The organism is Schlesneria paludicola DSM 18645, assembly GCF_000255655.1.
GTDB lineage: Bacteria > Planctomycetota > Planctomycetia > Planctomycetales > Planctomycetaceae > Schlesneria > Schlesneria paludicola.
Genome location: NZ_JH636434.1, coordinates 233225 through 255763, shown reverse-complemented (window position 1 = coordinate 255763; position 22539 = coordinate 233225). Strand labels below are relative to the sequence as shown.

The window sequence follows — 22539 nt, the reverse complement described above, 5'->3', positions numbered from 1 at the left end:
ACAACTCATTCCGCAAAAGATCACATTCAGTCTCGAAACGGACTTCCGTAAGCTTCGGAATCGACTCGCGGTTGTGAACCGTGCCATGCCATCAGTATTTGAGACGAAACGAATGAGACTTCAAGTGCGCCGCGGGGGCTTTACGCTGATCGAACTTTTGGTCGTCATTGCCATCATTGCCGTTCTGGTCGCCCTGCTGTTGCCAGCAGTCCAACAAGCGCGTGAGGCGGCGCGGCGATCCCAATGCAAGAATAACCTGAAGCAGATTGGGCTCGCACTTTTCAACTACGAGTCGTCCTGCGGGGCATTCCCCGCGCATTCGTATCAACCCTACGCAGGGCCGCACTGGAAAGATCCCCGTTGCAGTTGGTTCACGGCGATCCTTCCGAACATCGACCAGGTCAACGTTTACAACTTGTATGAGATGAGTGCGCATTGGCACGATCCAGCCAATGCAACCGCGGTCAAAACGAAGTTGCCAGTCTATCGTTGCCCTTCAACAGTTGATCGAGACGGTTTCGATTGGGCGATTCTCGTCAGCTATCCCGACGCAAGTCCCACGGCGACGTTTATTTCGTCCCCTCGCGATTTCTACTACGGGGCCGTCACGGACTATGCGAACATTGCCGGAATTAGTACGGCACTCAATAACACTTTGACAGTGAAATACGCAGATAACACGAATATTGGAATCTTGAAATCTGACATTTCACGGATCGCCGCCGTCACAGACGGCCTTTCAAATACCATTCTTGTCACAGAGTGCGGAGGACGTCCGCAGCTCTTTCAGAAAGCCACGCTGATTCCAGACGGTACAACTCCCCGAACCTGGTCCACAACAGCGACACGACCCTTTCCGACGGGGGGCGTTTGGGGAAGTCACCTGAGAGCGTTCCTGATCGATGGTGCGCAGTCGAATGGCTACACGAATTCTCTCGGCCCATGTGCCATCAACTGCTCAAACGACAGTGAGATTTACTCGTTCCACACAGCGAGTGTGAATGCATTGATGGGTGACGGCTCCGTTCGCGGACTTGGGGCAGCAACTTCGATGCAAGTGCTGATCAGTCTTGTTTCGGCAAGCGGAGGGGACGTTGTCTCGGAATAGGGCGTTCTTCGGGAAAATCTAAGCGGATCATGGATCACAATGTTCGAAATCATTCAGTCGATTATGTACGCATTTTCGCACGCATTGCTCTGGCCTTGCTGCGTGATGCTCATCCTGGGAGTGGTTCACACGCTTTACTTGTTTGGTGGCCTCTTGGTGGAGTGCTTTCAACGGCGTGGTGAAGCGAAGGCGTTTTCTGACCGACTCAAACCGCCATTGGCAATGGTCCGGCGAACGGGGATTGCCAGATATCTTCGGCAGTGTGAAAAAGATCAAGGCTGCCCTGCGTGGTTAGCGATCGATCGGACAGAAGCTTCGCTCGCTGCCACCGTCGATCGAGCGCGATTCTGGATTCGTATTGGCCCCGCATTAGGGCTGATTGGCACCCTGATTCCCCTGGGGCCGGCTCTTAAGGCATTGGCAGAGAACAATCTCAAGGGCCTGTCGGCCGGCCTGATGCTCTCGTTCGGCACAACCGTCTTCGGGCTCTTTTCCGGAAGCCTTGCCTGGGTCATTGCCAACACGCAGGAACGCTGGTACCGGCTTGACCTCGCCGAGGTTCGACATGCCGTGGAGGAATCCGATGCGTAGGCGGACTCGTGCCGGACTCGGCATGCTTGGCGGCACGCGTGATGATGACCCTTTGGCGAACGTGGCCAACCTTTTCGAAGCGGGAATTTTGTTGGCTCTTGGTTTTCTCGTCGCGTTAATCAGCGCGCTGAACCTGCTGACGATGTTTGATGCGGACAGCAAGGTCACGATCACCACCGAAAAGTCGGACGGCAGTCTTGAGATCGTGGTGAAGGAAGGGCGGAAAACGACGATCCGGCGAATGACAAAGCAAGTCGGTTCAGGCGATGGGACTCGTTTGGGAGTCGCCTATCGACTTGCCGATGGCACGGTGATTTATGTTCCGGAAAGTCAAGAGTGAGCGATTCAAGAAACGTTGTGCCAGAGCCGGACGAAGCTTGGATGCGGTTCGCGGCAGGCACACTAATGGTTGGGCTATTTCTCATCGCCGTGACCTGGATTTTCCGGCAGGTCATCTCACAGCCCACGCCCAGATCATTGTCGGTCTTAATCGTCTGTTCAGACCCGGCTGTCGAAAGTCTGAATCACGGAATCGACCGCCTGATTTCCTCAAATTCAGAAATTGCTCGTGATGTGACTTTCTCTGTGCGAGCGCCTGGTAACACCGTGCGTGGTGACGCCGTCCCGAGTGCCGACATTGTGTTGGTGGAGCTGCTGGAATCGAAGTGGGTCCGCGCAAATGCGGAAATCATCCGCAACTTGAATGCGCGCACGCGACTGGCCTTCGGGCCGCGTGGAACGGGAATCAGCGAAGAAACGCTCGTGGACTTCGGCTTAAAGCAAGACAACTTGATCGAGCCCTACTGGAGGGAAGGTGGTACGGCCGATGTTGAGCAAATGCTGCGATTGGTTCTCAGGCGTTATGGCAGCTACCCCGATCTTGAAGTCACTCCGCCCGTGAAACGACCCGAACAAGGCTATGTGGCGTGGGTCGACGGTCAGCCGCGACTGGTCGAAACATGGACCGAGTGGCAAACGCTGTCGAAGGCCGATTCGACAAAGCCATCCGTTGCGATCTTGGAATTCGCAACGCGCGCACGTCGGGAAGTACTTGCGGTTCCCAAGGCAATCGCTGATGCCTGCGTCCAGCGAGGTCTCCAACCTGTGGTTTGCTTCGGCCAGCCCGCAAGCCAAGTTGTGTCCGAGTTATTATGTGACGAAGCGGGCAAGTCACGAGTCGATGCGGTCATCTCGCTGCATTTCAAGTTTGCCGACAAAGACGGCGAAGTTGCGCTGGCGCAACTGGGTGTGCCTATCATCAATGCCATCCGTGTTTACGGCCGCACGGTGGATGAATGGCGGGACAGCCAACAAGGCCTGACAACGGGTGAAGTGGCATGGCAACTCGCAGTTCCCGAGCTAACTGGCCTGGCACCTCACAATGTCGTGGCGGGACTTGAATCCACCCGCACTGGCGTCGAGGCCCAACCGATTCCAGATCGCGTCGAGCGGGTGGCGGCGCGTGCGCGGGCTTTCAGCGACTTGCGGCGTACGCCAATCCCAGAGCGACGGATTGCGCTCATGTATTGGAACTATCCACCTGGAAAACAGAATGTCGGCGCAAGCTATTTGAATGTGGTGCGAAGTATACCTGTCATCTTGCAAGCGATGCGCGGGGCCGGCTATCGAGTTCAAGATTTCCCAGACGCGACCACCGTCGAAAATTTGGTGGTCGAACGCGGTCGCAACATTGCGCGCTGGGCTCCCGGCGAACTGAAAAAGCTGGTTGCCGGGGGCAATGTCGTCACCATTCCCCTGAGCACCTATCAGCGTTGGTTCGAATCGCTGCCGCAACGATTTCGTAATGACGTCTTGAAACATTGGGGACCTCCGGAGAACGCTGACATTATGACTGTCCGGAACGATGGCCAACTTCAGTTCATCTTGCCAACGATCCAGCTTGGAAATGTGGTCGTGCTTGTGCAGCCTGATCGCGGCCGCACGCAAGATTTGGCCGCACTCTATCAGACGCACGATTTGCCACCGCATCATCAGTACATTGCCACCTATTTGTGGCTGCAGCACGAGTTCAAGGCGAATGCGGTCATCCACACTGGTACGCACGGAACGCACGAGTGGTTAAGCGGCAAAGAATCTGGGCTGGCAGGATTTGACGCCGGTGAAGTCCTTGCAGGTGATATGCCTGTCTTCTACCCGTACATCATGGACGACATTGGTGAGGGCATCGTTGCCAAACGGCGCGGTGCGGCGGTGGTCATTGACCATCTCACGCCAGCTCTGGGGCTCAGCGCATTGTCACCAAAACTCCAGATGTTGCAGGATTTTGTGCAGCGTTGGCGAGAGGAGCGTTCCAAAGGCGGTGAGGCATTCGCACAGACTCAAGCCGAGATCGAAAGGGCCGTTTTTGAGCAAGGGATCGACAAGGATCTGGCGGACAGGGGTTGGGACGAGACCGGACGTGCCAACCCCGATGCTGAAGGTCGCTTTAGTACATTAGAAGACTATCTGGAACAAGTGCGTGCGCAGAGCGTTCCGTTCGGAATGCATACCTTCGGTGTTTCGCCCGAGGGTGAACGACTGGATGGTTTCGTAAATTTGATTTCGGGGGCACATGGCGAACAAGCCGCGGAGACTGGTCGCAAAAACTTGATCGCGTGCGGTCCAGCGGAATTGTCAGCGCTGCTGCATGGACTCGATGGCGGCTATGTCGCGCCAGGGCCTGGAAATGATCCCGTGCGGAATCCCAAGGCATTGCCAACAGGACGTGATTTTTACGCCTTCGACCCTCGCACCATTCCGACCGAAAGTGCTGACCAACTCGGTAAGAAACTGGCGGACCAGCTTGTCTCTGACTTTCGGTCTAAGGAAGGTCAATGGCCGCGAAAGTTTGCGCTTCAAGTATGGGGCGTGGAGACGATCAGGCACTCCGGCGTACAGGAAGCACAAGCGATGGCGCTCTTGGGCGTCCGCGTGAAACGCGACAAACAAGGACGGGTCGCAGGCCTGGATGTGATCCCGCGAGAAGAACTCGGCCGACCACGCGTGGACGTGATCATGCATGGTACCAGTCTTTACCGAGACACATTTCCGATACTGGTCGAGCTGTTCGATCAAGCTGTGGAGTTGGCGGCCAATTCTCCGGAAGCGGACAATCCGATTCGCGAAAACATTGACAAATTGACGGCGGAACTGAGCGCGACTGGAATGAGCGCTGACGAGGCAAAGTTGCGAGCACATATCCGATTCTTTGCCGAACCAAGCGGGATGCACGATAGCAAACTTGCCGCCATGGCTTCTGCCAGCGGCTCGTGGGATAGTGAGGATCAGGTGGCAGAGGTCTATATCCGACGCATGAGCCACGGCTATGGGCGCGGTGCATGGGGCAAATGCATGGAGACAGAATTTCGTTCGGCACTTGCGGGTACTCAACGCATCATCCACACGCGCTCGAGTAAACTCTATGCCACACTCGATAATGATGACTACTTTGGATACGGAGGCAGTATTGCCCTCGGAATTCGGCGTGTTCAAGGTGGAAAGAGCCCGCCGATGCTTGTGACCGATCTCCGAACGCCTGGGCAAGAGCGACACGAACCCATTGAGCGATTTCTGGGTCAGGAGTTTCGCTCGCGCTTGCTGAACCCAGAGTACATCAAGGGGATGCAGGCAGAGGGCTACGCTGGGGCGCGCGAGGTCTGGAAGAGTACCGAATATCTATGGGGTTGGCAGGTGGTCTATCCCGAAACCGTGGGGGCCGAAAAATGGCAGGAACTGCATGAAGTCTGGCTTAAAGACCGGTACCAATTGGGGCTGGACGATTTCTATCGTCAGAACAATCCTCACGCGCGTGAAGCGATGGCAGGGCGACTGCTAGAGGTTGCGCGAAAAGGATACTGGAACCCCAGCGAAACGACGCGCGACGAACTGGCCGAGATCTATGTGAAAGGGATTGCTGAACACGGCGTCGCCTGCGACACGCTGACCTGTGACAACCCAGAACTCCAGATGTTCGTGAACGGAATTGCGGAATCGAACGACGGTCTCGATCCAGTGTTGGTAAGCCAGTGGAAAAATCAAGTTGAAGACGCCACCGGCGGACGCTTGGAAATCACACTCTCTCGACGGTTGGCGGACAAGTCGGCGTGGCACGACACCACGACGCTTGAGAAATCGAGTGACGGTGGACTGCCAGGTTCTCAAATCCGAGGCTTTCTGATGGAAGAGGTTGACGAAGAATTCCAGAATGAAACACCGGGCACTCCAGAATCACTCGAGACATTCGGTACTCTCATCATGGCCTCATGCCTCGTGCCGCTGCTCATCGGTGCAATCACTCAGCTCAATCGCAATTAATCGAACCGTTTTGTGGGAAACATCATCTGAGATCATTAATCTTTGATTCTGTATGTCTCCATTGTTTGTGATTGTCCCCTCTCTTCGAATGTTAACAGTTAACCATTGTTTCAATATGAGACAACTTTGCTATGATTTCGAGTCACCGTTTAAAGGCCGGGGGGGCTGGCTCATTTTCCCGCGGTAAAGGGAAGCATGACCCTAGTCGAAGCACTATGGATTCCAGTTGAGCCGAGAAAATGTGCCTGTCCCCCTCTCTTCGGGCTGTGAACGGTGACTGATGCCGCCGTGTTCGATTCGTGGGCGTAGGAGACTGATTGATGCGATTCCTGAGCACGATGTTATTCGCTTTTCTGAACGTCATCGCGATCTCTGTCGCGGTCGGAGCCGATCCCACTGCGATTGGTCGGAAGATTGGTGACTTCAAATTGCATGACTTCCTCGGCGCCGAACATGACTCTGCCGACTTGAAGGATGGTCAGTTCGTGGTCGTGGCCTTCTTGGGAACCGAATGCCCGCTCGCCAAACATTATGGCTTGCGACTCGGTGAACTCGCCAAACGGTATGATGGTCGCAAAGTCGCGTTTGTCGCCATTGATGCCAATCAGCAAGACACCCTGATCGAAATGGCACAGTATGCACGTGTGGCCAAGATCGAATTCCCATTTCTCAAGGACCCGCGAAACGCTGTTGCGGACCAGTTTGCGGCACGCCGTACCCCCGAGATCTTCGTTCTCGATCCCCAGCGGGTGGTTCGTTACCATGGACGTGTCGACGATCAATATGGGGTCGGCTTCAGCCGCAGCCAGCCGCAACGCGAAGATCTCGTCCTGGCGCTGGACGAACTTTTGTCCGGTAAAGACGCCTCCACGCCCAGCACGCCGGTCACCGGATGCCATATCGGACGCGCACGTCAGATTGCGCCGCGGGGTGAGATCACCTACACGAAGCACATCGCGCCACTGATTCAGACGCACTGCATCCACTGCCACCGCGCAGGTGAAATTGGGCCGTTCGAGCTGTCGTGCTACGACGATGTTGTGAACTGGAGTTCCACCATTCGCGAGGTCATTGAGGATCGTCGGATGCCTCCATGGCACGCCGATTCGCATGCCGGAACATTCGCCAACGATCGTCGGCTGCCTGAAGAAGACAAGCAGCGCCTGTTTGCCTGGATTGACAACGGAATGCCCGAAGGTGCTGCCTCGGATCTGCCCGCGGCGCGTCAGTTCGCCGACGGCTGGCAAATCACGCAGCCTGATCTCGTGCTGTCGATGAGCGAAGCATTCTCGGTGCCCGCTAAAGGAACCGTTGAGTATCAACTCTTTCCCATCAATGTCACGTTCGAAAAGGATATGTGGATCGCTGAGTCGGAAGCACGGCCAGGAAATCGTGCGGTCGTACACCATCTGATCCTCTTCTATACCCCTCCCGGATTTGAACATCCCGCCGAAGCCGCCGCGTTGCAAAACTCGATCGCCACATTCGCTCCGGGCATGCCTGTTTGGCGAGCCGCATCTGGAACGGCGCGTCGAATCCCTGCCGGGTCGAAGCTGTACCTACAAGCGCATTACACCCCCAATGGCGCTCCCGCTACGGACCTCAGTCGCATCGGACTGGTCTTCGCGGACCGGAAACAAGTTGACAAACAATTGCTGACCGACGCGATCATCAATCCTCACCTGCGAATCCCTCCGAATACCGACAATGTCTTGATCAAGGCCGAGCACACATTTCGACGCGACATGCATTTGATTTCACTGATGCCGCACATGCATTTGCGGGGAAAAGCATTTCGAATTGAATCGCTGGCACCCAATGGCGAACGAACGATGCTGCTGGATGTGCCCCGTTACGATTTCAACTGGCAGAACATCTACTCCTTTTCCAAGCCGCTGACCCTTCCCGCCGGGACGAAGCTCGTCTGCTCTGCCTGGTACAACAATACCGACAAGAATCCCTCCAATCCCGATTCTTCGCAAACGGTGGAGTGGGGGGATCAAACTTGGGAAGAGATGCTGGTCGCGCAAATTGAGACCGTGATTGCTGACCAACATCTGCTGCAGGGGCCTCCCCAGATCAAATCCATCGGCACCGATGATTATGAGGTCACCTTCTCGTATCAGCCCACGTCCGCAGCGAAGACTGTCGCCGTCGTAGGAACGTTCAATGACTGGAAACCGACCGAACACCCCATGACAGGCCCCGACGCCACGGGCCGCTATTCGACCACGATCCGACTGAAACCGGGGCGACATGAATACAAGTTTATGATCGATGGCAAGATTCTTCAGAACGACCCCGGCAATCTACAGATCGTGGGCCGCAAGGAAAATAATCTGTTGCGCATTCCGGAAGATGTGGCGCAGAAATAGGTTGTGGCGAAGTTTGAGTCTTCCCTGTCATTCCCGATGCGGTGATGACTTCCCCGCCCCATCGGCGCAGTTCTTGTCTGGACCCGCCGCGCGCTTCCGTGTCTAATTCCCGCAATCGCTTTGAGACAGGGATGTCATCGTGGAAAGCCTTGCGCGCCTAGGTCCGTTCATTTACCAACAACGTCGGGCACTGATTGTGTCCGTGTTCTTGTCGGTCGGAGCCGCCGTTTTCGCGGTCGCACAGCTTTCGTTGGTTTATCCAACCGTTCGCCTGCTTCTGGAAGGTAAAGACGCCGCGCAACACGTGCGCGACGAACTCCAAAACACTCAGTCCAAAATCGAAGCAGAAGCCGATAAGCGATCTCGGATCAGTGATCAGCTCAAAGATCCCGATTGGGTTGCCGCCAATTCGAACGAGGATGTCCAGAATCTGCAGCGCGAGCTTAAACGCGTTCAGGGGATCGAGACGGGGCTTCAACGTCAGGAGGCGATCTATCAATGGTTTGAGACCATTCTGATTCCCTATATTCCCACGGATCGCTTCAATTTCCTGGGTTTTCTGTTGGGGTTGTTGCTGGTCCTGACACTGCTCAAAGAGACCTGCTCGTTCTTCCAGGAGATGTTCGTCGGACAGGTCGTGCAGAGAGTGCTCCAATCGCTGCGTGTGCGACTCTACCGCAGTTCATTAAAACTGGATCAGCAGACGCTGGCGCTGGAAACCACGCCGCGTTTAATGTCACGCTTCACATTTGACCTGCATCAGGTGGCTCATGGGCTTTTGCTGCTCGGCAGCAAGATCATCGTTGAACCCATGAAGGCGATCATCTTCATCGGTTGCGCCTTCATGGCGAACTGGCGGCTGACGCTGCTGGCTTTTGTGTGTGCACCAATCTTCGCCTTGTTTTTTGGTCGACTGGGAAAGAAGTTGAAACATGCGGCAAAGCGACAGATGGAAAGTATGTCGCGTGTCTATCATGTTCTCGAAGAAGCGCTCTCTTCGCTCAAGACGGTGCAAAGTTACCGCAACGAACGCTTGCACCGCCGACGACTGGCACTCGAACATCGCACATACTACGAAAAGGCGATGCGCATCCTGCGGATCGACGTCATGGTCAGCCCTTCCGTAGAGTTTCTGGCGATGTGCGGCGTCTTTATCGCCTCGCTGCCCGGCGCGTATCTCGTACTTCGTCATCAAAAATCGATCTGGGGAGTTCAGCTTGCCGCCGAGCAGATGACCGTCTCAGATCTCGCTTTTCTCTACACTTGCCTGGCGGGCGTCCTCGACCCCGGCCGCAAACTGTCGGGTGTCTATTCGAAGTTGAAGAAATCGGCCACCGCTTGTGGTCGCCTGTTCGCCTGGATGGACCGTGCGTCGCTTGTCAAATTGTCGCCCACTCCGGTCGCCTTGCCACGGCATCGGCAATCCATCGAATTTGACCAGGTCACGTTCTACTATTCGAGCCTTGAGTCGGAAGAACTCGGGCGAAAAGCACTCGATGCCGCCACGGTGTCGATCCCCTTCGGCTCGACCGTTGCCGTTGTCGGCAGCAATGGCTGCGGAAAATCGACACTGATCAATCTTCTGCCGCGATTCTTCGATCCCCATTCGGGACAGGTCCGAATTGATGGCACGAATGTGAGCGATGTTGACCCTCGACAATTGCGGCGACAGATTGGATTTGTCACACAGGAAACCCTGCTTTTCGACTGGTCGATCTCGGACAACATCCGTTACGGAAACCCCAACGCCACCGATGCCGAAATTGAAGAGGCCGCACGAAAGGCTTACGTCATCGATTTCGTGAATCAACTCCCCGATCGATTCGAGACGCAGATCGGCGACAAAGGGCACCGGTTGTCGGGTGGACAACGGCAGCGCGTGGCACTGGCCCGGGCCATTCTGCGTGACCCCGCAATCCTGATTCTGGACGAAGCCACATCCGCCATCGACACGCAAAGCGAGCAGTGCATCCACCACACCCTCAGGGAATTCGCCCCGAACCGCACGACGTTTATCGTGACGCATGCGATGACGCCCACCTTGCTGGAGTGCGTCACGCACGTATTGGTCATGGACGAAGGGCGTGTCATCTCCTTTGGGGCGCATGACGCCGTGCTCGCCACCTGCCCCGAATACCAGAAGCTGTTTGAAGCACAAACACTCAAACGCGCGGGCTAGCGGCAGGTCGCACAGCCACCTCGAAACTATCGGATTGCCGAATCGCGGTTTACACTGCGAACGTGTTTTCTCTCCAACGCGGATCATCGGAATCACTTCGACAAGGAAACAATCGATGCCTTCTCCACTCTTTGATTTGACCGGCAAAGTGGCACTCGTAACCGGCGGCAGCAAAGGGCTTGGGCTGGCAATGGCTCGTGGATTTGCCGAAGCGGGAGCGGACATTGTCATTTGCAGCCGACATGCCGATGAACTGGAGCATGCGCTGCCCGAGATCCTGAAGGGGACAGGGGTGCGAGGCCGCGCGTTCGTGACCGACATGACCAACCGCCAGGATGTCGAAAAGCTTGCCGCTTCGGCATTGGAAGCGATGGGACGCGTCGACATTCTCGTCAACAATGCCGGTTCGAATGTGCCTCAAATGATCGACGAGATCGAGGACGACATGTGGGATCGCATCGTGGAACTCAACCTGACCTCGTGTATGAGTCTTTCTCGCGCACTGGTGCCACAGATGAAGCAGCGTCATTGGGGGCGGATTATCCACATTTCCTCTGTGATGGGCCTGGCCTCCAAAGCGGGCCGCAGTTGCTATTCCGCCACGAAGGCGGCACTGATCGGCCTGGCACGCGCCATGGCTCTTGATCTGGGACCCCACGGAATCACTTGCAACTGCATCGCTCCGGGGCCGTTCTTGACGGATCTCCCCAAGAGTGTTCTCAGTCAGGCGGAGCAGGACACATTCGCGCAGCGAACGGCCCTCGGGCGCTGGGCTGACCCACGCGAACTCGCCGGCCCAGCGCTTCTGCTGGCAAGCGACGCTGGCAGCTACATTACCGGTGCGACGCTTCTTGTCGACGGCGGTAACTTGTGTAAGACCTTCTAACGAGAATGAGTCCTGACGAGACGCATCGCGTCACGGGCACTCCGGAATCCCACCCACGAGTCTTCTAAACGTTTGGAACATAGACTCAAGTTGGTCCTGACACGATCGGCCGAGATCGTATGATTAGAAAACACTGACCGTCCAACAGCGGACGCGTGGCGCGACCAGACCACGTCCGCCGTGTCAGACCGTGGGGAGTGTGAAGATCAAAGGCCTCGATGAAACTGTGTCAGAAGGGAATCGAAATGACCGTCGTTTGCACCGACAAGACCGATGTGGCATCGACGAACTGTCATTTTGCAATCCGTCGTTCATCAATTGCCGATCGCGCTTCCGTAAAACGGGCGTCTCTAAAAGGGGGCCCCTTGCACATGTCGATCAAGACGGTCAAGGTGCTCAATTCTCGAAATCAAATGATGCAGACGTAAGTTGTTTCAGGGCAATATATTCTGAATCAAGATGCGCACCTCGATCAAGATGCTCAGAACATTCCAATCCCGGTGCATGTCAGCTATTTGACAATTTGAGAAAAAAAACAGTTCCGAACAGGGGGCCATCCGTCGTTCGGGCTGTCGCGACAACACCATGGCCATAGCACCGCGTTTGTCGGCTCGTGTGAAGCCGTGCAAATCCGCACGCCGTCAGACTGCAGTTCGGTTGAAATCCGACAGCTTCTCGACGCGATCAAACTGCGCTGCCACATCCTGGGCATGGGTCACCAGCAGCAGCGAAACGTCGTGTTCTCGACACGATTCGCGCAACAGTTGCAGAACCGTCTCTTGATTGGCCACGTCGACGTTCGCCGTCGGTTCATCGGCCAGAAGAAGCCTTGGGGTATTCACCAGCGCCCGGGCCACCGACGTACGCTGCTGTTCGCCGACGGACATCTGCGCCGGTCGATGGTGCAATCGATGCCCCAGACCGACTCGTTCGAGCAGCTTGATCGCACGGCTGCGATCGGCCTTGCGACCACCGAAACTCATGCCCAGCAAGACATTTTCAAGCGCGGTGAACGCGGGCAGTAAATTGAACGTCTGAAACACATATCCGATTCGTTCTGCGCGAAATCGGTCACGCGCGACTTCAGGCAATTTCGCGATATTCGTTCCCGAGATCAAAACGTCTCCCGAATCGGCCGATGTAATTCCCGCGATGATGTTCAGCAGAGTCGTCTTACCGCCACCACTGCTGCCAATCAGCGCCACTTGCTCGCCCGCATCCAGCTTGAACTCTTGGACGTTCAACACGGGAACTCGACCGCCGCTGGGATCACGATAGGTTTTCGTCACATTTCGCAGTTCAAGTGACATCGACGTTTTCCTTGATTGAGATCGCGCGGACGTGTTCAATGGTCGGACGGCAGGCCTTATTGCTTCGCAAATCGCTTTTCCAGCAGCCCGCGACGATAGTCGAAGCCATCGTCAAGCGCCTCGAGAATTCGATCTGCGGTCACCAGGAAGCCCATCAGGCCGCCGGGAGGTTCAAACTCAATCCGATTGACTAGGGTCACACGGTCCGGCGATGAGTGTGGTTCGATGATATAGTCATGCAGCCAGAGTTTCAGCGGCCCTTCGACCATTTTTTCACGGAAGCCGGTCGGCGACTTCAGATCGACGATCTCGTACGTCAATTGCTGAACCATACCGTAAGCCTGCGCCTTGCAGGTCAGTCGGCTCCCAAGCGTGACAACTTCGGGTGGCTCGACATAGACAAACTGCATGTCAGGCGGGGCGATCGCCTCAAGATTCACAGGACGCAGAATGAAATCGAATAACTCGTGCTGGGTCGTGTACAGTTCCGTGCGACTCTCAAAAATCGGCATTCCAAGCGTCCTGAGGCAGTAATGAATTAGCAATTCCGCCGAGTATCGTAGTCGAAAGGCAACAAGTCGAGGAGGGTTATGGCATCAGAACTCGTTCGCAAAAATCGACGAGCCAAATGACGTGAGTTCGTCGGTGGTTCCACCCGCACCGCTTAGTCGAGATACAACTTGCCATCGCGCTCGTAAAACGCCTGCCTCTCCAGCAACAGCGGCAACCGTTCCTGAATCACGGAACGCAGTTTCGGAGTGACCATTTTTAGCCCCAGGCGTCGAGCCACCGCCGTCGAGAGCTGGTCGCGCGTCATCCCGAACTGCTGCGTGACAAGCTGTACGACGGCCGCATCGATTTCGATGGGAGGAATCAGTTCGGCTTTTCGGAGTCCTGCCGATTCAACGTCGACGCGCGATCGGACGGGAACCTCGGAATTCGAACTGAGCGACAGGAATTGTTCCGAATCTTGCGCGATCAGCAGATTCTCAATCAAGCCATCAATCGCCGCATCAAGTGCGCGCGATATCGATGTCCCCAAACGCGTTTGCCCCCACAACCCCAGAATTCGTTTGATTACCTCGCTGCGGTGAACAGGCGACTCGACCGCCATCACATCAATGACAACCTGCCGAATGCGATCGAGCGACAGTTCTGGAATTGGCGTTTCATGGGGAACTGCGAAACGGGCTTCGACATAAGGGGTACCAGGGGAAATCGGACAGTCTTCGAGTAGCGCCGCCTCATCACGCTCGATCGCAGGATTGCCTGAACCTGATGTCAAGCGGTGCTCTGATTCTTGAAGTTCGCGTCGTTCGATCTCGGTCTTCGCACGTTCAAACGCCGCCAGCACCGCGTTTCGCTGTTCGTCGGGGCGATGGAGCCAATCAAGACTCCAAACCCTCATCAGTTCCCAACCTCGATCACGAAGCACCGACTCTGAAAGACGATCACGATCGCGAGCCCAGCGACTGGCCTGATAGGTCGCTCCGTCACACTCGAGCCCCAGTAAGTAGCGATTGGGATTCTGGGAATCGACGATCGCCAGGTCGACGGCAGCACCTGTGGTACTGACGCGATGATGAACGGTTAATCCTTCACGCTCCAGAGCCTCGCCCACTTGCTGTTCAAAGACAGATCCCGGAGCGTTTGCCGAGGGCTCGGTTCCGTCCAACCGTCCCGTGGATGCGAACGATAAGAACGTCTTGAGAGCCGCAACGCCGCGCGAGCGGGCGCGTGAAAGATCAATTTGCTCGGCCTTGATCGAGGAAAAGACGAGACAGGACTGTTTGGCCCGCGAGATCAGCACATTCAGTCGACGTTCCCCTCCTTCCATTCCAAGTGGCCCAAAATTCATCGTCAATTGACCGGATGCGTCGGGTCCATAACCAACCGAAATCATCATGACATCGCGTTCATCACCTTGCACGTTTTCCAGATTCTTGACGAAGAACGCTTCATGGCGATCTGCGGCAAAGAACGCTTCCAGCCCCCGAGACTGTCTGAGCCGCGCCTCAAGCTCGCTTCGAATGGCATCGCGCTGCGACACCGAAAATGCCACGACCCCCAGTGAACTCGTGGAGTTTGTCTGCGCATGCTCGATGACCGCATCCGCAATCGCGGCGGCTTCCCGGCGGTTGGTTGCCGTCCCGCCACGATCAAATCGACCGGCCTCGATATAGCGGAACTCAAGGCCGACACCGGGCCGCGCGGTCGAGGGGCTGGGAATGACGCACAGCCGATTGTCATAAAATTCGCGGTTCGAAACGGCAATCAATGAATGATGACGGCTGCGATAGTGCCAGCGCAACATGCGTTGTGGCAGTCCGCGTGCGACACAGAGCCCCAATACACTGTCCAAACTCGCCAGATCGGTCTCATCGTCGACGTCACCTCCTTCCAGCAATTTATTGAAGAAGCGAGATGGCGGCAATTGCCGACTGTCCCCGACAACCACAACTTGCTTGGCGCGGGCAATGGCTCCCAAGGCATCTTCCGGCGTCACCTGGCTGGCCTCATCCATGACCAGCAGATCGAACTCCAAGACGCCTGGTTCGAGAAATTGCGCCACCGAAATCGGGCTCATCATAAAAACAGGTTTGATTGCCTGCACCGCGCGGCCTGCGTCGCGTAACAATTTTCGAATGGGGCGATGAAGCCGCTTCTTCGCAATTTCGCCCCGGATAATTGCCATTTCACCCAGCCCCGATTCACGCGGAATGCCGACGAAATGTGATCGCGCGACTTCCGACCGCGCCAAATCCATCCTTTCGCGATCGAGCTTTCGAAAATCATGGATCTGCAGCTCATGGGACGCGCCATGAAAACGCGCCAGCGCTGGTTGCGTCTCCAGCAGATGTTTTAGTAACGCCTCGAAATATGATTGCCGGAAACCGTCGACGAGATGTTTTTTGTCCAAGGCCCCTCGATCAAATTCGGCAAGAAGTGGCCGAAATCCGGCCTGCTCAAGATCCACGCGTCGTAGCTGATAGCCATTCCATTTGGACAATAGTTCGTAGCCGCCATCCCATGCGGTCATGCGATCCATCAACGTTGTGAAGGGGACAGGATCGACGACGACATCGCCAAATCCCTCCTTCCAATCGAACTCCAAGATCTGCCCAACCGACCGCCAACCCGCATCGACCGCTCTGGAAGTTTCTTCAACGGCGTGAATGAGTGGCCTGATTGGTTGGGCGTCGACCATTTCAGCCGTCACGCGTCGGAATGGGTGTTCGAATAAGGCCTCACGGCCTTGCTGTTCCCAGTCGACGATTCGCTGCAGAGATTCAAAGTCAGACGATTCACCCGCCCAAAGAGAACCGAACGCGCGCTGGCCAATGGATTCATCCGAACCTTGGATCACTTTTCTGCCGGTCTGATACTGTAGTATCGAGTCGATCACTTTGAGTTGCTCGGTCAGCCGTGACGGCAGCACCTCCTGGACCAGACCCCGCAGTGATCGAATCGCTCGCCAGTAGTCGGGATACAAGAACCAGCACCAGCAATGGCCATGCGTCGCGAGCGCGCGTCGCGTCTCGATCAGGTCCGCGGTCCAAGCGGATTCGATGACGATTCCATTCAGTGCCCGCTTCGCGGCGACCATTCCCAGACCCGCTTCAACCAGTCGACGAATCTGTGAGGGATGTGTCTCCCATACAGAGCTGACAATCGCCTCGCGGTCGAGGACCGGTCGATCGACGCACATGCGGCCAAGCTGAACGAGGCGCCGGATGGACGCCAGCGAATTCTCGCGGCAGGACGGCACATTCAGTCCCACCGCCAGGGCGCCCCCCTGCTTCACCAGTTCGGGAAGTGACTTCAACTGCTGTTGGATGAGCTGACGAAGCGTCTGCAGTTCCGTCGGCAAGAGTGCAGGCCGTCGACGCACACCGCGCCAGGGGTGCACTGACACGTCACCCAAGTCCGCGACATACGTCTGGAATTCCCCGAGTCGACGCACACGCTGTTCGAACTCCGACTTCGTCCAACGGACGGGATTGTCCAGCGGAATTGAGACCGTTGCGTCCAGCGTCTTGTGGAGTGCGACAAGTTCGCCGATCAGTTCAAATGGGGTCGGTCCGGCAGGTACGAGCGGCGTATTCATGAGCGCCGCATGCTGATTGAGTGCCTCACGCACCTCATCCAGCCGTCGGATCCGATCATCGCGATCGGCGAGTCGCGGGCGGCCCAGTTCGATCGTGCGATTCAGATCTTCGAGGGCCGACTTCTTGTTGGCCTTGTGGCTGTGAAGTTCAAGGCAGATCGCACCGAGCCCCAAGTGATCGAGACGCCGTTTGACAACTTCGAGTGCGGCCATTTTTTCGGCGACGAACAACACCTTCTGCCCCGCATGCACTGCGGTCGCGATGATGTTTGTGATTGTCTGCGACTTACCCGTTCCGGGCGGCCCCTGTACGACAAGACTTCGACCACGCCGCACCTCTTCAATCACGAGTGCTTGCGAACTGTCCGCATCGGTCACATGGATCATCTGATCTGCGGAAATGACAGAATCAATCGACGCGTCGTCGTCACACAGCGGCGAAGTCGAGGCGAACCCGTCCGTCAGCAAGCTGCGCAACGTCGGATGGTGGATCAATGGCGCGTGGCTGGGCCATGTCTCGGGGTCGAGATCGCGAAACATCAGGAATTTGGCAAACGAAAAGAACGAGAGCGCGATGTCGTTTGGGTGGACCTTCCAAGTCGCGCGATCACGAATGGCCGTCTCGACGGCGGCAAAATACCGACTCGGAACGAACTCATCCGACTCACCAATCTCGGGAAGGTCGAGTCCGAATTCGACTTTCAATTTCGCCTGCAGTGAAAGATTCGTTTCGAGATCCGCACTTCGAAACGCCAAACGAAACCGAGTCGCAGCGGACGCTCGGGTCAGATCAACGGGAATCAGAACTAATGGTGCAAATCGGGGTTTATCGGTTTCCGCTTCTTCGTACCACTCGAGAAAGCCCAACGCCAGAAACAGACTGCTGACCCCTTGTTCCTCTTCAAACGTGCGGGCATCGTAGTACAAGCTCAGCAATCGCTCGTGGAGAGGCGCCGCTGCCAAACGCGTCTGCAGTTGTTTGTCGCGATACCGGACCTCGACGGTCTCATCAAGTTCATTGAGGATGACGGGCAATGGCAGTTCGCTCTCAAGAGACGCCCCGCTTTCGACGGTCAATGCGTCCTCCTCGCGTGCGGCGAGAAATGTCATCGCCTTTTCGTCACGAACGAGAATCCGAAAGACATCTTCGGATCGTTCGTCGATGACATCCAGTCGTTGCGATCTCGTTTCACCGCGGGGGGAATTGATCAACCGATTGCGGAGCGACAGGTCAAGCAGGTTCTGACGTGTTCGATCAAGGACGCTGGCAACGGATTCTTCAGACGGCATGCCAAGACTCAATTCATCGACCTTGGAAGAATGTTCATTCGGAGTGCAAGCGACATCAATTCCGCACCTGCTTCCGATGTGGGGCAGGTCATCGTTGATGCTGCACGCAATCTTGGGAAGTTCGATCCGCGGAATCCAGCCGGAACGTCACGTCTCGCGCGTGGATTGAGGCGCGTTGTCACGTCCTCGCAAATACGAACGCAAAACACGTTATAGGCGACACTTGCAACAAGATGAGTCAACTTCACCGATCGAGTGCGGTCCTTGACGGATGTAAAAAGGGAGTTACAATCCTAGTACGTATGCTGATTCTCCGCTTCGTTTCGGTTATCACAAGACGTTTCTGCGTCTCGATCAACAGCGGTTTGAATCCAACGTTTCTGCATTAACTTGTCGTCAGCTTCAATCGCATGAGTGGATTTGTTGACCGGCGATTCTCGTGCGAGATCCGTTAAGTCATTTGATTGGCATCGCATGCCTTGAGTTGATCACGGACGAGTCTGAGAAGTTGGTCTGTCTCGGACGGCATTCATGCCCATCTCGTACAGGACCGATTTCTGTCTCGTTGATTCTTCGGGAAGGTCGTTAGCAGCAAGCGGGTCAAGTTTCCGTGCGGCTGATTTTATCGGGGGAGCGCGGATGTCTGCGAATGTGGGTGCATCGCCAGATGAATTCAAAGAACTTGTTCGCGCACGCACGGACATCGTGCAGTTGATCGGCGAAACCGTGGCCTTGTTTAACAAGGGACGTGACTTTAAAGGCCTCTGTCCGTTTCATGACGATCATAATCCGTCGTTCACGGTCAACCCTGAGCGACAGACCTATATGTGCTGGTCATGCCGGAAGGGTGGTGATTGTTTTTCATTTGTGATGGAAAATGACCGCATCAATTTTCGTGAAACGCTGGAGCTACTGGCAAAACGGGCCGGATTGGAACTGCCCGCCAGCTATGCCCGCGGTCCTGCAGAGCCCAAAGAGAAGCCGCATCTTTACGACGCTCTCGAATGGGCCGAGAAAGAATTCCATCATTGTTTGCTGACAACCGCCATTGCCGAACGCGCGCGGAACTATCTTCATCAACGCGGATTTAATAGCGCGTCCATCGCCAAATTCAAATTGGGATATCACCCGGACAGTTGGGACTGGCTGTTGCAACGGGCAAAAGGCCGGTTCGATCCGGAATTGCTCGTTCGCGCCTCGCTCGCAAAAGAGCGTGACAGCGCGTCTGGGTATGGTGGATCCGGTTTTTACGATCAGTTCGTTGATCGCGTCATGTTTCCCATTCACGACGAACGTGGACGGACTGTGGCATTTGGGGGACGTATTCTTCCCGATTCAAAGGCCAAGTCGGACGCGAAATATCTGAACAGTAGTGAGACTCCCGTATTTTCGAAAAGTCGGGTCTGTTATGCGCTGGATGTCGCGCGTGACGCCATTAAGAAAACGGGAATCGTGATGGTGATGGAAGGGTATGCCGATTGCGTCAAGGCGCATCAGGGCGGAATCTTGAACGCCGTGGCGACCCTTGGAACCGCGCTGACGGAAACACATGTCACGGTTCTGAAGCGACTGGCAAGCCGCGTCATTCTGATTTTCGATGGCGACCGCGCTGGAGTCGAAGCGGCAGAAAAAGCAATTCCGCGATTTTTGTCTCAAGATGTCGATTTGCGAATCTTGACCGTTCCCGATGAGCTGGATCCGGACGAGTTCATCGATCAGCGAGGCGGCGATGCATTGTTACGACTTGCCGAGGATGCCCCCGATGCCATCGAGTATCAGTTGCGACTACTGCTCAATCGACACGGAAAAACGACGCTGAACGGACGCCAGCAAGTTCTGGAAGGTATGCTAAACTTGCTGACGCTGTCGCCAGGAATCGTGAATTCGCTGAAGGAAGATCTGTTGGTCGGACGCTTGCCGCAACGATTGGGAATATCGGAAGTCGATGTTCGAAAACGATTAAAGCAGATTCGATCGGGTCAGCCAGCGACAACGTCACGTGCTACAGATCGGAAAATCGCCGCAAGCAGTCCAGGTGGAGATCCTACGCAGATCCGAAGAGCGCAACTCGTTGATTCGCTTCAGCGAAATCTCAAGAAGGACGAAATGCTGGAGTGCGAATTTCTCCACATACTCTTTACACACCCGGACCTAATACATGCCGCTCGGCAAGAAATCGGCCTTGATGACGTCCGTCACGAGGCACTTCGCGAGATCTTGTCAATTTGGTTTGACATGCACGAAGAGGCTGTTGAACCAAGTTATGACCGAATGCTCGCCCGAATCGAATGTCCCGAGTTGAAACGGCTGGTGGTGTGGATCGAAGATCAGTCTCCGCGGCGTACTGATCCCAAAAGTTCAGCGGGATCGTCGGCGGTGGGCACGGAATCTGCGGAAGCGGGATTGCAACGAGTCATTGAAGGGATGAAGTGGAGACGCAGCCATGATGCCCACGAGGCTTCCAAAAGTCTCCTAGTTGAACGTCCGTCAGAGACGGCAAACCTAACTGCGGAAAGTCGCGCTGTCTTGGAACAAGCCCTGCGATTTCATCGCAAACGTACGGCAAAGTGAATATGTCGGTGAAACGCGTTTTGTAAATCTGAGAACAACCACTTCCCGACCACAGTAGAATTTACACGGAACAAACCCTTCCGAGGAGTTGCAGGTGTACAGACTTGATTCGAGTTTGAACCAGTTGATCGAAACAGGGCGGCAACAGGGGTTCCTGACGTTCTCACAGGTCAATGCTTACCTGCCAGACGAAGCCGTCAATCCTGAGAAGCTTGACAACTTGCTGATGTCGCTCGACGAACTCGGCATGCAAATCGTCGCAGACGAAAAACTACCGGTCACGCCGGAGATTTTTCTGAAGCGTCGTAACTCGAAGATGAAGCCGATCAAATCGGACAAGGGCGAAGACAAATCGCGTCGAATCGATGATCCGGTTCGGATGTATTTGACGCAGATGGGTGAAATCCCCTTGCTCACCCGCGAACAGGAAATTTCGCTCGCGAAGAAAATCGAAATTACCCGGAAGCGATTCCGTCGACATCTGCTCGAAAGCGATTATGCGCTGAAGCAGTCGATCGATATTCTGAAGAAGGTCAGTGTCGGCGAACTTCCGTTTGATCGCACCATTAAAGTGTCGGTGACGGAAGGCCTCGAAAAGAACCAGATCCTCGGCCGGATGCCGCATAACCTGCGCACCCTCGAAATTCTGCGTGACAAGAGCATCCTCGATTTCGAGTTGATGAGCGCGCCTGGAACCTCGGCGGCTGATGTCAAGGCGACGTACCATCGCCTGGCTGCACGTCGCCGCAAGATGGTGACGCTGCTCGAAGAACTCAGCCTGCGGACGCAACGTTTGCAACCGACGATGCGCCGGCTCGAACAGATCTCGAATCGCATGGATCATATCCAGATGCAGATCGAGAGCATGAAGAATTTGAAGTCCGCCCGTGATGAGCGTGCCAACCTGCAGAAAGAACTGCAGGATCTGATGCAAATGACGCTCGAAACACCGGACTCATTGCGTCAACGTCTGGAAGATGTTCGCGAGCGATTCGGCGCCTACGAACAGGCGATGCGCGAACTGTCGGGCGGAAACCTGCGATTGGTTGTTTCCATCGCGAAGAAGTATCGCAACCGCGGCCTGAGCTTCCTGGATCTAATCCAGGAAGGAAACACCGGTCTGATGCGTGCCGTCGACAAGTACGAGTACCGCCGCGGCTACAAGTTCTCGACCTACGCCACATGGTGGATTCGACAGGCAATCACCCGCGCCATCGCAGATCAGGCACGAACAATTCGTATTCCCGTGCACATGATCGAAACGATGTCAAAACTTCGAAAGGTCAGTAAGCGACTGCTCCAGGAAAAGGGACGCGAGCCAACGATCGAAGAAACGGCGGAAGCCGCTGGCGTCAGCCTGGAAGAAACACGTCGTGTGCTGAAGATCTCGCGGCACCCGATTAGCCTCGATCGTCCCGTGGGAGAAAGCGAAGACAGCTACTTTGGCGATTTCATCGAGGACGATAGCACGGAAAGCCCCGTGAACTCGGCAACGCAAGAAATGCTGAAGGACAAGATCGACGTCGTCCTCAAAACACTCACCTACCGCGAGCGGGAAATCATCAAGCTGCGATACGGTCTGGGCGACGGCTACACCTACACGCTGGAAGAAGTCGGTCGCATCTTCAAAGTGACGCGTGAACGTGTTCGCCAGATCGAAGCGAAAGCCGTCCGAAAACTGCAGCATCCGGTCCGCAGCAAACAGCTCAAGGGTTTCCTCGACACTTTGGCCGCCGCCACTGTCGGAGCAAATTGACCGAAGAATTTGTCGATCCCTTTGATCGATTTGTCGAGACGATCAAAACAA

The 22539-nt window shown here is 55.6% G+C and carries 13 protein-coding genes; 10 read left to right on the top strand and 3 right to left on the bottom strand.

All coding sequences use genetic code 11. The annotated features are described in order from the left end of the window. Window positions 1-112: 112 nt before the first annotated feature. The 8 genes from OSO_RS41700 (at window position 113) to OSO_RS0101305 (ending at window position 11881) form a co-directional block, all read left to right on the top strand. Window positions 113-1108, top strand: coding sequence for a DUF1559 domain-containing protein (locus OSO_RS41700; protein ID WP_162130502.1), 996 nt, complete (start codon window positions 113-115; stop codon window positions 1106-1108). A 39-nt stretch (window positions 1109-1147) separates the two neighbouring features. Further along, window positions 1148-1699: a MotA/TolQ/ExbB proton channel family protein gene (locus OSO_RS47295; RefSeq protein ID WP_010581785.1), complete on the top strand. Its 552-nt coding sequence runs from the start codon at window positions 1148-1150 to the stop codon at window positions 1697-1699. Further along, window positions 1692-2039: a DUF2149 domain-containing protein gene (locus OSO_RS0101330; RefSeq protein ID WP_010581784.1), complete on the top strand. Its 348-nt coding sequence runs from the start codon at window positions 1692-1694 to the stop codon at window positions 2037-2039. Before OSO_RS47295 ends, OSO_RS0101330 begins: the two co-directional genes overlap by 8 nt. Window positions 2040-2080: 41 nt before the next feature. Beyond that, the gene (locus OSO_RS41690; RefSeq protein WP_010581783.1) at window positions 2081-6013 is read left to right on the top strand and encodes a cobaltochelatase subunit CobN; all 3933 of its coding nucleotides are present in this window, start codon (window positions 2081-2083) and stop codon (window positions 6011-6013) included. A gap of 320 nt (window positions 6014-6333) precedes the next feature. Beyond that, entirely contained in the window at window positions 6334-8388 is a 2055-nt protein-coding gene (locus tag OSO_RS41685; RefSeq protein ID WP_010581782.1) for a redoxin domain-containing protein, read from the top strand. Between the two features lie 139 nt (window positions 8389-8527). After that, window positions 8528-10567 carry an ABC transporter ATP-binding protein gene (locus OSO_RS0101315; protein WP_010581781.1) on the top strand — a complete coding sequence of 680 codons (2040 nt, stop codon included), beginning with the start codon at window positions 8528-8530 and terminating at the stop codon, window positions 10565-10567. 115 nt (window positions 10568-10682) lie between these two features. Beyond that, on the top strand, window positions 10683-11453 hold the full coding sequence (locus tag OSO_RS0101310) for an SDR family NAD(P)-dependent oxidoreductase (RefSeq protein ID WP_010581780.1): 771 nt from the start codon (window positions 10683-10685) through the stop codon (window positions 11451-11453). Window positions 11454-11698: 245 nt separating this feature from the next. Next, complete coding sequence (locus OSO_RS0101305) at window positions 11699-11881, top strand: hypothetical protein (protein WP_157604928.1); 183 nt, start codon at window positions 11699-11701, stop codon at window positions 11879-11881. Window positions 11882-12094: 213 nt separating this feature from the next. On the opposite strand, the gene OSO_RS0101295 is transcribed toward OSO_RS0101305, so the two are convergent. The 3 genes from OSO_RS0101295 to OSO_RS0101285 form a co-directional block, all read right to left on the bottom strand. Beyond that, window positions 12095-12763, bottom strand: a complete 669-nt coding sequence (locus OSO_RS0101295; protein WP_010581778.1) for an ABC transporter ATP-binding protein — start codon at window positions 12761-12763, stop codon at window positions 12095-12097. A gap of 56 nt (window positions 12764-12819) precedes the next feature. Continuing rightward, the gene (locus OSO_RS0101290) at window positions 12820-13275 is read right to left on the bottom strand and encodes an SRPBCC family protein (protein ID WP_010581777.1); all 456 of its coding nucleotides are present in this window, start codon (window positions 13273-13275) and stop codon (window positions 12820-12822) included. A gap of 152 nt (window positions 13276-13427) precedes the next feature. Continuing rightward, a complete protein-coding gene (locus OSO_RS0101285) occupies window positions 13428-18161 on the bottom strand; it encodes a DUF3320 domain-containing protein (RefSeq protein WP_010581776.1) in 4734 nt (1577 codons plus the stop codon). A gap of 639 nt (window positions 18162-18800) precedes the next feature. On the opposite strand from OSO_RS0101285, the gene dnaG reads away from it, so the two are divergent. Together dnaG and rpoD are read left to right on the top strand one after the other, a co-directional pair. Next, window positions 18801-20732, top strand: coding sequence for a DNA primase (gene dnaG, locus OSO_RS41680; protein WP_010581774.1), 1932 nt, complete (start codon window positions 18801-18803; stop codon window positions 20730-20732). A 94-nt stretch (window positions 20733-20826) separates the two neighbouring features. Beyond that, window positions 20827-22488, top strand: coding sequence for an RNA polymerase sigma factor RpoD (gene rpoD, locus OSO_RS52365; protein ID WP_010581773.1), 1662 nt, complete (start codon window positions 20827-20829; stop codon window positions 22486-22488). Window positions 22489-22539 lie beyond the last annotated feature (51 nt).

What these genes read in the sequence shown, in the direction of transcription:
- OSO_RS41700 (WP_162130502.1), top strand. Translation starts at nt 113, where the DNA reads ATGAGACTTCAAGTGCGCCGCGGGGGCTTTACGCTGATCGAACTTTTG.
- OSO_RS47295 (WP_010581785.1), top strand. Translation starts at nt 1,148, where the DNA reads ATGTTCGAAATCATTCAGTCGATTATGTACGCATTTTCGCACGCATTG.
- OSO_RS0101330 (WP_010581784.1), top strand. Translation starts at nt 1,692, where the DNA reads ATGCGTAGGCGGACTCGTGCCGGACTCGGCATGCTTGGCGGCACGCGT.
- OSO_RS41690 (WP_010581783.1), top strand. Translation starts at nt 2,081, where the DNA reads ATGCGGTTCGCGGCAGGCACACTAATGGTTGGGCTATTTCTCATCGCC.
- OSO_RS41685 (WP_010581782.1), top strand. Translation starts at nt 6,334, where the DNA reads ATGCGATTCCTGAGCACGATGTTATTCGCTTTTCTGAACGTCATCGCG.
- OSO_RS0101310 (WP_010581780.1), top strand. Translation starts at nt 10,683, where the DNA reads ATGCCTTCTCCACTCTTTGATTTGACCGGCAAAGTGGCACTCGTAACC.
- OSO_RS0101305 (WP_157604928.1), top strand. Translation starts at nt 11,699, where the DNA reads ATGACCGTCGTTTGCACCGACAAGACCGATGTGGCATCGACGAACTGT.
- OSO_RS0101295 (WP_010581778.1), bottom strand. Translation starts at nt 12,763, where the DNA reads ATGTCACTTGAACTGCGAAATGTGACGAAAACCTATCGTGATCCCAGC.
- OSO_RS0101290 (WP_010581777.1), bottom strand. Translation starts at nt 13,275, where the DNA reads ATGCCGATTTTTGAGAGTCGCACGGAACTGTACACGACCCAGCACGAG.
- OSO_RS0101285 (WP_010581776.1), bottom strand. Translation starts at nt 18,161, where the DNA reads ATGCCGTCTGAAGAATCCGTTGCCAGCGTCCTTGATCGAACACGTCAG.
- dnaG (WP_010581774.1), top strand. Translation starts at nt 18,801, where the DNA reads ATGTCTGCGAATGTGGGTGCATCGCCAGATGAATTCAAAGAACTTGTT.